Origin of the sequence: Carnobacterium sp., from assembly GCF_045617425.1 — a bacterium.
GTDB lineage: Bacteria > Bacillota > Bacilli > Lactobacillales > Carnobacteriaceae > Carnobacterium_B.
Genome location: NZ_JAZLIO010000015.1, coordinates 188,253 through 199,446 on the forward strand (window position 1 = coordinate 188,253; position 11,194 = coordinate 199,446).

Consider the following 11,194-nt stretch of genomic DNA (forward strand, 5'->3'; position numbering starts at 1 on the left):
TATTACCCTCCCCTAAGATTTTCTTTTTGAATTTCGGTCATATTCTTTAGGTAGTCTTCTTCATAGTCGTACAGCCCTGCTGGATAATCCCCATTGAAACTGTCCATGCATAAACCTGAGTAAGGACTATCAAATTTCAATCCAATTGAATCAATTAAGCCTTCTTGGCTGAGAAATGACAAACTGTCTGCTCCGATAGACTCACACATTTCAGGAACTGTCATTCTTGCAGCAATCAGTTCAGCAGATTTGCTAATATCAATCCCGTAAAAACTTGGATACATCAAGGGAGGAGAAGCGATGCGAACATGAACCTCTTTCGCTCCGGCCTCTTTCAATAACGTGACGATTCGTTTACTTGTTGTACCTCGGACAATCGAGTCATCTACCATGACAACAATTTTCCCTTGCACGACTCCTTTAACAGCGGATAACTTCATTTTTGCACCCAATTCGCGCAGTTCTTGTGTCGGTTGGATAAATGTGCGCCCTACATATTGATTCTTAATCAGTCCCATTTCATAGGGGATTCCACTCTCTTCAGCAAAACCGCTAGCTGCGGATAATGACGAGTTAGGAACACCAATAACGATATCCGCATTCACCATAGGGGATTCTACCGCCAACCGTTTTCCCATTCTTTTACGAGCCGTATGCACATTCACACCGGCTATGTTTGAATCTGGTCGAGCAAAATAGATATATTCCATTGCCGCAATGGAGATGGTTGTATCTTCGGTGTATTTTTCAATCGTTAAGCCATTGGCATCAATAATGGCCAATTCTCCGGCATTAACATTACGGACAAACTCTGCCCCAATGGTATCGATGGCACACGTTTCACTTGCCATCACATAGGCACCATTTGGCAATAATCCAATAACAAGTGGACGTAAAGAGTTCGCATCCACAGCACCGAACATTTTTTCATCCGTCATAAGCACATAAGTAAACCCACCTTTAACAAGGTTCAGGCTTTCCTTTATTTTATTGATTAACGTGTCTTTCTGGCTACGTCTAATAAGATGGATCAACACTTCCGTATCTGACGTCGAATGAAAGATCGCTCCATCTTCTTCCAGATTGCGTCGCAAGCTCTTGGCATTCACCAAGTTTCCATTGTGACAGATCGCGATATCTAAATCGTAGAAATGGTACAAGAAAGGCTGTACATTTTCGATGCTATTCTGTCCAGATGTTGAATAGCGTACATGTCCGATAGCACGATCTCCTGACAATCGTTTAAGGTCGTCTCCATTTTTAAAGACTTCACTAATCAACCCAAGATTGCGATGAACCAATAGTTTCCCATTATTACAAGAAACGATTCCAGCACCTTCTTGTCCGCGATGCTGCAAACTATGCAATCCAAAATAAGTCAGTTGGCTAGCACTTGGATCACCCCAAATGCCAAACACCCCACACTCTTCATTTAAGCTTTTTGTTTCAGCAAACATGGGATAGCCTCCTGCCATTTCATTTCTACTTCTTTTATGGATAAAGCAATTATTTCGTTTTCAGTAGCTATTTTTGCGAATCCATTATTTTCGACTGTCCCAATTTCTGTTGCAGTTGATTTAACTAGCGCTTTGAATGCAAGGACATTTTCAGGTTTCACTGTTACTATAAAACGCGATTGCGTTTCACTGAATAACCATTTTTTATCCATCGCTACTGTTACATCGAATCCTAATGCCGTATCGAAGACGCTCTCCATCAAACCGACCGCCAATCCACCTTCTGCTAAATCGTGAGCACTTTCAATCAATCCAGCCTGAATAGCTTTTAAAACAGTGTCTTGGTTCTCTTTTTCGATTGTCAGATCGAAATCCATTAGCTTTCCTTCAATTTTGCCCAATTCTAATTTTTGTAATTCGGAACCATTAAAATCCGCTTTTGTATCGCCAATGATGAAAATTCGATCATTGGCATTTTTGAATGCCTGGGTTGTAATGTGTTTGCTGTCCTCAATCAGACCGACCATGCCAATCAACGGTGTCGGGTAAATAGCTTCCCCATCCATTTCATTGTAGAGCGATACGTTACCCGAAATCACTGGGGTACCCAATAAACGACAGGCTTCTGATATGCCATCTGCCGAAGTACTCAATTCCCAGAAAATCTCTGGCTTATCAGGATTCCCGTAATTCAGACAATCTGTGATGGCCATTGGTCTTCCTCCACTAGCCACAATATTACGAGCGGCCTCTGAAACTGCAATCTGTCCACCAATCTCAGGATTTAAATAGATGTAACGACTATTACAGTCCGTCGTCATCGCGAGCGCTTTTTCAGTTCCACGTATGCGAATAACAGCAGCATCACTTCCTGGTCCCACAACGGTGCTCGTACGGACCATCGAATCATAAGTTTGATAAATATTTTTCTTTGAAGCAAGTGTTGGTTGTTGCAACAACTTAACCAGCGTTTCTGCAGCAGACGTAAAGATTGGCTGATAGTCAGCCATTGCAGCAAATAACGCGATGCGCTCAGGCTCTTGCATCGGTTTAAGGTATTCTGGTGCATCCTCTGCTAAAGCATCAACTGGTACATTAGCAACTTCTTTTCCATCATGAAATAGACGATACAACCCATCGTCTGTGACTTCCCCGATAGTAACAGCTGCTAATTCATATTTTTCAAACAACTCAATAATCCGTTGTTCTTCGCCTTTCTTAACACACAACAACATCCGCTCTTGCGATTCAGAAAGCATGATTTCATAAGGAGTCATATGTGTTTCGCGTTGTGGAACATCATCCAAATTCAAAATCAACCCACTACCCGCTTTTGAAGCCATTTCAGCGCTTGATGAAACCAGTCCTGCAGCTCCCATATCCTGGATTCCGATCAAAGCATCAGAATAATCATAGATGCATTCTAGGCAAGCTTCCATCAATAGCTTTTCCATAAACGGATCTCCAACTTGGACGGCAGAACGTTGCGCTTCTTCTTCCTCTTTGAATTCAACAGATGCAAACGTCGCTCCATGAATACCATCACGTCCCGTTTTAGCGCCTACATACATGATTGTGTTTCCAGTCCCTTTAGCTTGCCCTTTTTGAATATTTTTTTGGTCGATCAAGCCGACACACATGACATTTACCAAAGGATTGCCTTTGTAACAAGGATCAAAAACAGTTTCTCCACCCACCGTTGGTATACCGATACAATTGCCGTAACCACTAACCCCAGCTACAACTTCTTCGAAAATATATTTTGTGCGTTCGTTGTCTAACTCACCGAAACGCAGAGAGTCTAGGATCGCAATTGGACGGGCTCCCATACTAAAAATATCGCGAATAATTCCTCCGACACCAGTCGCCGCTCCTTCGTAGGGCTCAACCGCAGATGGGTGATTATGACTCTCCACCTTAAAGACAACCGCCTGACCATCACCAATATCAACAATTCCTGCACCTTCACCCGGCCCTTGCAACACTTGTGTTCCTGCAGTAGGAAATTTTCGCAAAATCGATTTTGAGTTTTTATAAGAGCAATGTTCACTCCACATAACAGAAAACAGACCTGTTTCAGTGTAGTTCGGTAAACGGTGCAAAATATCCTCACTGATGATGGCGTACTCTTCGTCAGTCAATCCCCATTCACGATAGACTTCCAACTCTTTTACTTGTTCGGGTGTTGGTTCCAAAAAAACCATCATTGGCACAGCTCCTTCTGATAATTTTTATACATAGACTGGAATAATTTTAATCCATCATCTGAACCCAATAATGCTTCAACAGCCCTTTCAGGATGAGGCATCATACCCAATACGTTTCCTTGCTTATTGATAATGCCCGCTATATTTTCGATGCTTCCATTTGGGTTGTCATTCGCATACGTAAAAACAATTTGATTGTTATCCTTCATTTGCTGCAATGTTTCTTTATCACAGTAGTAATTCCCCTCACCATGTGCGATAGGTACCGTAATAACTTCTCCTTGTTCGTAACTTGATGTAAATGATGTATGTACGTTTTCTACTTTTAGATTTTGCTGCTTAGAGATGAATTTCAGTGAATCATTGCGGCGTAACGCTCCCGGTAATAAACCCGCTTCTGTCAAAATTTGAAATCCATTACACGCTCCAAAAACAGGCTTGCCCTCTTCAGCAAATCGAATCACTTCAGCCATAATAGTGGAAAATCGGGCAATAGAACCCGTGCGCAAGTAATCTCCGTAAGAGAATCCTCCTGGGAGTAACACTGCATCGAATCCTTGCAAGTTGTTTTCATAGTGCTGAACATATTCCGCGTCTACCCCAAGACTATCTTTTACAGCTGTATACATGTCTAAGTCGCAATTGGATCCAGGGAAAACAATAATGGCAAATTTCATTACATTCCAACCTCCTGAATATCATACCGGTATGTTTCAATTACCACATTTGCTAAAAGTTTGTCACAGATCTCTTCAATTACGTGTTCAATATCCTTTTCATCCTTAGAAACTTGGATTTCAAAATATTTCCCAATACGGATATTTTCGATTGACTCATATCCCATGCGATGAACCGCACCCTTGACAGCTTCCCCTTGCGGATCTAGAACTGAATCTTTATAAGTGACATAAACGGTTACTTTATACACGATTGAAACGCCTCACTTTTCTCTTTTGATTTATAGTAGTTGATTTTCATTATTCTGTGTCTATTGGAAAGGATGATTCGTTTATTCAGATGTTGTTCAGTCGCTTCAATACTTCAGCATAAACTGGAATGATATCTCCTAAATTTCGGCGATAAAGATCTTTGTCCAAATGTTCTTTCGTATTTATATCCCATAAACGGCAAGTATCTGGGGATATTTCATCAGCGAGGATGATTTTCCCATCAGCCGTTTTTCCAAATTCAATTTTAAAATCAATTAAACGAATAGCGATTTTTTTGAACATTTCCACTAAGGCAGCATTGATTTCTAAGGCTTGTTTTTTTATTTCTAAGATCTCTTTATCGTTCGCAATGCTTAGCATCTTAACGTGTGAATCATTAATAAATGGATCATCTAGATTATCATTTTTGTAATAGAATTCAAGAATAGGAAAAGATAAATTGATTCCCTCCTCTATACCAAATCGTTTTGTAAAACTGCCTGCTGACGTATTACGAACAACTACCTCCAAAGGAATCATTTCAACCTTATTTATCAATTGTTCGGTTTTTGATACTTCTTGGATATAGTGACTTGAAAAGCCTCTTTCAGCTAAATACGTGAATATCAAGCCAGTAATTTGGTTGTTCAATTCTCCTTTTCCTTCAACATTTTCTTTTTTAGCACCATTTAATGAAGTAACTTGGTTTAAATACTCTGCTAAAAGAATTGCCTCTTGATTAGTTGCATACAATTTTTTAGCTTTCCCGGTATAAAGCAATTCTTTCCTTTCCATTATCTCTCCCTTTCTATTTACGAACAATATTTTGTTATAATGTTAAATCATTCGCTTTAATTGTAGCACTCAACTTTTGATTGTCAATGGAATAGCCCCTATTTTTTTAAATGATAAAATAACGAAACCTATCTTACAACATTAAAAAAGACCGGAACAATGGCTCCGGTCTTCCTACGTTAATTCAGTCCTAATTTTTTGCGCGCTTCATTCCAAATCCCGGTATTCTCTATTTCTATCAGGGTTTCTTCCACGTCCTTTGTCAAGATCGTGACGTGTCCGACTTTTCTATTTGTATGTAAGTCTTCTTTCCCATAGTAATGAAACGACCATTCTGCTTTTTTATCACGAAACGCTAAACTGTCTTCCATATCTTGCCCTAAAATATTAACCATAACGACATCCGAAAGTAAGCGTGCTTTTGGCATTGTCAACCCAGCTACCGCTCGGATATGTGCATCAAACTGCGAAAGGGACATTGCTTCAATCGTGTAATGTCCTGAATTATGCGGACGAGGCGCCAGTTCATTGACAAAGATGTCATCGTCTTTTGTCAAAAACAGTTCGATCCCTAACGTTCCAACCAATTGCAACGCATCAGCAATTTGTTGAGCCGCTTCCACCGCTTTTCCACTCACTACTGGAGAAATCCGAGCGGGTACAATGCTTTCATGTAAAATATTATTGACGTGGATATTCTCAGAAACAGGGAAAATGGTCGTCTCTCCTTTTTGATTGCGAACAATCATGACCGATAATTCTTTCGAAAAAGGTACCCAAGCTTCAAGAATACAGCTGTTGTCAGCAATCAGCGCTTCTGCTTCTACTTTATCCGCTTCTGATTTCAAAACAACCTGTCCCTTGCCATCGTATCCAAAACGTGTTGTTTTCAATATACAGGGATAGCCAATTTTTTCAACGGCAGCATTCAGTTGGTCTATTGTTTCCACAACCTCAAAAGCTGCTATAGAGACCTCAATAGATTCTAAAAATCGTTTTTCTTTGATTCGGTCTTGCGTAATAGCTATTACTTCGCTACCTTGTGGAATAGCTGCCAACTCTTCCATCTCTTGCAATGCTTTCGCATCAATATTTTCAAATTCAAATGTCAGAACAGTTGCTCTTCTCGCAAATTCACGTAAAGCTTTTGTATCTGCATAATCGGCACGGATGTTCCAGTCAGACACTTGAGCTGCCGGACAATTCTGATTAGGATCCAAGACACCAACAACAAATCCCATCTTTTTTGCTGATTGAGCCATCATCTTTCCTAATTGTCCGCCTCCAATAATTCCAATAGTATCTCCTGGTTTAAGTGTTCTATACAAGGTCTTCACTACTTTCTATTACACTTTTTTTTAGCTTATCACGTCTTACTTCCAATTTTTTTGCTAATTCTTCATCTTCAATAGACAGAATCTGAACCGCAAGAAGTCCCGCATTCTCGGCTCCTGCTTTCCCAATCGCCACAGTCGCAACAGGTACACCCGCCGGCATTTGTACAATCGACAATAACGAATCCATTCCATTTAGCGCTCGAGATTGTATCGGTACACCTATGACTGGCAACGTAGTTTTTGCTGCGATCATGCCCGGTAAATGAGCGGCACCTCCAGCTCCAGCAATGATTATTTTTGTACCTAATTCTCTTGCTTGTTCCGCAAAACTAAACATCAAATCCGGCGTCCGATGGGCTGATACCACTTTTTTTTCATACGCTATATCAAATTTATCTAACATCGCACAGCAGTCTTTCATCGTTTCCCAATCAGAAGTGCTCCCCATAACAACAGAGACAATGGTATTCATTCATTTTCCTCCACTCTATTTTCTCACGTTTAATATAGCACAACTCGCCGAAATTTTACAAACGTTTGATTAAATTTTATAATTATCATTCGTTATTACGCATTTTTATTTCTATTAGATTAGGTCATCAGCTTAATTTTGATAGATAATCCGAAAAACCAGATTTGTTCAAGTTCGTTTACTTGCAACATCAATGGGACAGAACATTAGACATATCTAACTAATAAATGCTTTTGATTTTTATATTAGACCCTTCTTTTATTCCTCTAAGTAGAGTATTATGGAACCATCTATATTAGTGCAATAAAAGGGTTGAAATTGAAAAGATTTTCCTATGTCGATCTTCTATACTCTCAATTTGTAATAATCAATAGCTGTGACCATGATAGACGTTGGAAACGACTATTTGTCATTATTGTCGGGTTTTCTTCGATTGGTTTTATAAAATAACTCCTCACTGAAAGGAGGTGAAAATGAAGTGCTCACCACGATCTTAGAAAACCCCCTGTACTTACAATTTGCTTTTGCAGGCTGCATCGCATTAGCCATTTTGACATTACAACTAAAAGATATCATCAGTGTCGGTTTTTACGATATCAGCGATTTCTTTGTCACAGGAATGATTGCTTTTTTCATTACATATGGGGTTCTAGTGACCAGTCGCGCACCTGTATCCATTTGGTTGTTTGCGGGTATCTTTTTTGCCATAATGGTTGTCATTATGCTCATGAATATTCTCGTTATCCTGCCATTTAAGAGCCGTGCAGAAAATTCGAATGTTACGTCCATCCATGATTTAGAAGGCAAAGAAGCGACAGTATCTATTCCGATCACACTCAATGGAACAGGTGAAGTCATCGTTTCTACTGGTTTTACACGAGTTAATAAGATGGCTAAAATCTATGACAATACCGATAACATAACCGATATTCCAAAAAATGAAAATGTATTGATCATGGATGTCAGAGACAACATTCTGTATGTACTTCCCTATACAAACAGCATTAAAACCATCGGCCAACCAAAGCCGACATGGAATGAGAAACAAAGAAAATAACCTCAGCATCAAAAATAGAATAAGAAAGTAGGAACGTACACATGGATTCAACCTTATTTGTAACCGTTGGCGCAGTTGTCATCGCAGTCGTTTTATTAGTAGCATTAGTTAGTCGTTACCGTACAGCTTCTCCAGCAGAAGCGTTAATTATCAGTGGTACAGCATTAGGCAGCAAGAACGTGTATATAGATCCAAATACGGGAAATAAAATGAAAATCGTTAGCGGAGGCGGGACATTCGTTTGGCCAATCATTCAATCCGTTCATAAGTTGTCATTGCTGTCATCTAAACTAGACGTTCGTACACCAGAAGTGTATACCGAGGAAGGTGTTCCAGTCGCAGTTGATGGAACCGTTATTATCAAAATCGGGTCTACATCAGAAGATATCGCAACAGCCGCTGAACAATACCTTGGTAAATCAACAGAACAATTAGAAAGCGAAGCGAAAGAAGTCCTAGAAGGACATTTGCGTTCGATTTTAGGTCGAATGACTGTTGAAGATATTTATCAAAACCGTGATAAATTCAACCAAAACGTCCAAGATGAAGCATCTGGCGATTTAGCTAAAATGGGATTGGTTATTTTATCTTTTACAGTAAAAGAAGTAACGGACAGAAACGGTTACCTCGATTCATTGGGTCAAGGTCGTATTGCTGAAGTGAAACGAGATGCTGATATTAAAACAGCAAATGCGGATAAAGAAACACGTATTCAACGAGCATTAGCTGAACAACTGTCTCAAGAAGCGGAATTGCAACGCCAAACAGAGATTGCGCAAGCTGAAAAAGTAAAAAGTCTGCGCGTATCTGAATATGGAAGAGAACAAAATATCGCTAAAGCCGAAGCTGAAAGTGCATATGACTTAAAGAAAGCTGAATTAAGAAAACAAGTTATCATTGAAGAAGGTAACGCTCAAATTATTGAACGTGAAAAGCAAATCGAATTGCAAGAAAAAGAAACCATTAAGCAAGAACGCGAATACGATGCAACTGTCCGTAAGAGAGCTGATGCTGAACGTTACTCTGTTGAACAACGTGCGGAAGCCGATAAAAACAAAGCCATTGCTGAATCTGAAGCGAGAGCTAAAGAAATTGAATTAAACGGTATGGCTCAAGCCGAAAGTATTCGTTTAATCGGTAAAGCTGAAGCAGACAGCAAGACAGCCTGGGCTGAAGCCTTGAAACAATACGGAGATGAAGCCATTGCAACCTTACTGATTGAAGCTTATCCTGCAATTGTTCGCGCTGCTGCTGAACCATTGAGTAACATTGACAAGATCACCGTTGTAGACAGCGGAAACGGAAATGGCGCATCAGCTATTACCAAAACAGCTTTAAACACATTGGCAGCCTCTCAAGAAGCATTTAAAGATGCAACAGGCTTAGACATTAACAATTTAATCAGTTCATTTGCTGGAACAAAGAATGTGGGTCGTCAAATCAGCAACTTAAACGACACCCTCACTCAAACAGCAGTCGCAACTGAAGAACCCATCATCACAGACGATTCAAAAAAAATCATTTAACACCTGCATCAATGCACGGCTAGGGGCCTTGTGGCGGTTCGATTCCGCCTCGTGTATTTTAATTAGATCAAAGGGGTTCTAAAAACAACACCGTAAAAAAAATTTCTTTAAATGATTAATCCGTACATTTCGATTCTATTTTCACTGAAAAAGTTGAAAAAGATCTTTTCTTGATTAATAATCAGCCAAGAAAACACTTGGATTAAATTTATACTTCTATAAGACCAACTAGTTCATTGTTTACACCTTTATAACATAAAGTCTATCTGGAAAAAGTATCCATTACTCTACATAACATCTTCGATTCAATTAGATATATGCTATAATTTTTACAATCAGATTTCTAAAATATAAAAAGGAAGGCTATCCCTATAGGAAATTTATATTTAACAGAGGGAGTGAATCATTAATGGGTGTTGTATTTATACAAGCCACTAGTTTTTTATTGATCATTCTAGTGGCCTATTTATTTAAAGTCTTTAAGCTATTAGAAGCAAAAGATGGATATACCGTTTCAAAAATCGTTCTCAATTTAACTTTACCAGCCACCATTATCATCGGATTTAATTCAGTTGAAATCAATAGTACTTTAATCATCTTGGTATTGCTAGGTTTATTCGCAAATTTTTTACTGATTACTATTGGGGGATTCATATGGCGAAAAAAGAGCACAGCGGATCAAGCTCTTATGATGTTCAGTCAAGCAGGCTACAATATTGGGAATTTCACCATTCCTTTTTTGCAAGGTTTCTTTCCTCAGGCCATTCCTTTTATTGGAAGCTTCGATACAGGAAATGCATTAATGTTGTTTGGTGGTACTCCACTTTTAGCGGATAAAATGACGGGTCAAAATCGTGGAACACGAGGAGTAACAGATGTCATTTTCACTCTGTTTCGTTCTCCGTCTTTTTCTACTTATATTGCTATGATTATTTTAGCACTCGTAAATATTACAATTCCAGAAAGTGTTCTTTCAGTAGTTGAGATTTTTGCCAGCGGGAACGCTTTTCTGTCAATGTTTATGATTGGCCTTTATTTAGAATTCAACATTTCTAAAGTGGATTTAACAAAAGTGTTCAAACTTCTTTTTACTCGTTACACTTTAGGTATTTCACTTGCTGTGATTTTTTATTTTTTTCTGCCTTTACCAGAAATTGTTCGGTTGTCTTTAGTTTTAGTGGCACTTTCACCCATTGGTACGGTTTCCACTATTAACATGGTTGTTTACGGAAATAAAACCTCCCTTTCTGGCTTCTTGTCTTCTATCAGTATCATTCTTTCATTAATTTTAATGACAACTGCTTTAATTTTTATGAGTCTATAATGTTTGGCGTGAATGAATAAGTTCATTCATGCCTAATTTTTTTATATACTGTTATGGATTATTTTTAGAAAGGTCATCAATTGTGATACT

10 protein-coding genes are annotated in these 11,194 nt (G+C 39.0%); 3 read left to right on the forward strand and 7 right to left on the reverse strand.

Annotation, left to right across the window (positions count from 1 at the left end; translation table 11 throughout):
- Positions 1-2: 2 nt before the first annotated feature.
- From purF to purE, 7 genes are all read right to left on the reverse strand, one after another.
- Positions 3-1,457, reverse strand: a complete 1,455-nt coding sequence (gene purF / locus ACKI3H_RS08305) for an amidophosphoribosyltransferase (protein ID WP_407371807.1) — start codon at positions 1,455-1,457, stop codon at positions 3-5.
- Complete coding sequence (gene purL, locus ACKI3H_RS08310; protein WP_407371808.1) at positions 1,433-3,664, reverse strand: phosphoribosylformylglycinamidine synthase subunit PurL; 2,232 nt, start codon at positions 3,662-3,664, stop codon at positions 1,433-1,435. The genes purF and purL overlap by 25 nt, the downstream gene beginning before the upstream one ends.
- Positions 3,661-4,341 (reverse strand): phosphoribosylformylglycinamidine synthase subunit PurQ, encoded by a 681-nt coding sequence (purQ, locus tag ACKI3H_RS08315; RefSeq protein WP_407371809.1) that lies wholly within the window; start codon positions 4,339-4,341, stop codon positions 3,661-3,663. The genes purL and purQ overlap by 4 nt, the downstream gene beginning before the upstream one ends.
- Positions 4,341-4,592, reverse strand: coding sequence for a phosphoribosylformylglycinamidine synthase subunit PurS (gene purS / locus ACKI3H_RS08320; RefSeq protein WP_407371810.1), 252 nt, complete (start codon positions 4,590-4,592; stop codon positions 4,341-4,343). The genes purQ and purS overlap by 1 nt, the downstream gene beginning before the upstream one ends.
- Before the next feature lie 85 nt (positions 4,593-4,677).
- Positions 4,678-5,388, reverse strand: coding sequence for a phosphoribosylaminoimidazolesuccinocarboxamide synthase (purC, locus tag ACKI3H_RS08325; protein WP_407371811.1), 711 nt, complete (start codon positions 5,386-5,388; stop codon positions 4,678-4,680).
- Between the two features lie 179 nt (positions 5,389-5,567).
- Positions 5,568-6,716, reverse strand: coding sequence for a 5-(carboxyamino)imidazole ribonucleotide synthase (gene purK / locus ACKI3H_RS08330; protein ID WP_407371812.1), 1,149 nt, complete (start codon positions 6,714-6,716; stop codon positions 5,568-5,570).
- Positions 6,709-7,197 carry a 5-(carboxyamino)imidazole ribonucleotide mutase gene (gene purE, locus ACKI3H_RS08335; RefSeq protein WP_407371813.1) on the reverse strand — a complete coding sequence of 163 codons (489 nt, stop codon included), beginning with the start codon at positions 7,195-7,197 and terminating at the stop codon, positions 6,709-6,711. Before purE ends, purK begins: the two co-directional genes overlap by 8 nt.
- 478 nt (positions 7,198-7,675) lie before the next feature.
- On the opposite strand from purE, the gene ACKI3H_RS08340 reads away from it, so the two are divergent.
- The 3 genes from ACKI3H_RS08340 to ACKI3H_RS08350 all read left to right on the forward strand — a co-directional run bounded on the left by ACKI3H_RS08340 (position 7,676) and on the right by ACKI3H_RS08350 (position 11,104).
- Positions 7,676-8,254, forward strand: coding sequence for a hypothetical protein (locus ACKI3H_RS08340; RefSeq protein WP_407371814.1), 579 nt, complete (start codon positions 7,676-7,678; stop codon positions 8,252-8,254).
- Between the two features lie 41 nt (positions 8,255-8,295).
- Positions 8,296-9,780, forward strand: coding sequence for a flotillin family protein (locus tag ACKI3H_RS08345; protein WP_407371815.1), 1,485 nt, complete (start codon positions 8,296-8,298; stop codon positions 9,778-9,780).
- A 409-nt stretch (positions 9,781-10,189) separates the two neighbouring features.
- Positions 10,190-11,104 (forward strand): AEC family transporter, encoded by a 915-nt coding sequence (locus ACKI3H_RS08350; protein WP_407371816.1) that lies wholly within the window; start codon positions 10,190-10,192, stop codon positions 11,102-11,104.
- Positions 11,105-11,194: the final 90 nt, after the last annotated feature.

Coding starts and splice junctions, on each gene's coding strand:
- purF (WP_407371807.1), bottom strand. CDS start 1,457: ATGTTTGCTGAAACAAAAAGCTTAAATGAAGAGTGTGGGGTGTTTGGC.
- purL (WP_407371808.1), bottom strand. CDS start 3,664: ATGATGGTTTTTTTGGAACCAACACCCGAACAAGTAAAAGAGTTGGAA.
- purQ (WP_407371809.1), bottom strand. CDS start 4,341: ATGAAATTTGCCATTATTGTTTTCCCTGGATCCAATTGCGACTTAGAC.
- purC (WP_407371811.1), bottom strand. CDS start 5,388: ATGGAAAGGAAAGAATTGCTTTATACCGGGAAAGCTAAAAAATTGTAT.
- purE (WP_407371813.1), bottom strand. CDS start 7,197: ATGAATACCATTGTCTCTGTTGTTATGGGGAGCACTTCTGATTGGGAA.
- ACKI3H_RS08345 (WP_407371815.1), top strand. CDS start 8,296: ATGGATTCAACCTTATTTGTAACCGTTGGCGCAGTTGTCATCGCAGTC.
- ACKI3H_RS08350 (WP_407371816.1), top strand. CDS start 10,190: ATGGGTGTTGTATTTATACAAGCCACTAGTTTTTTATTGATCATTCTA.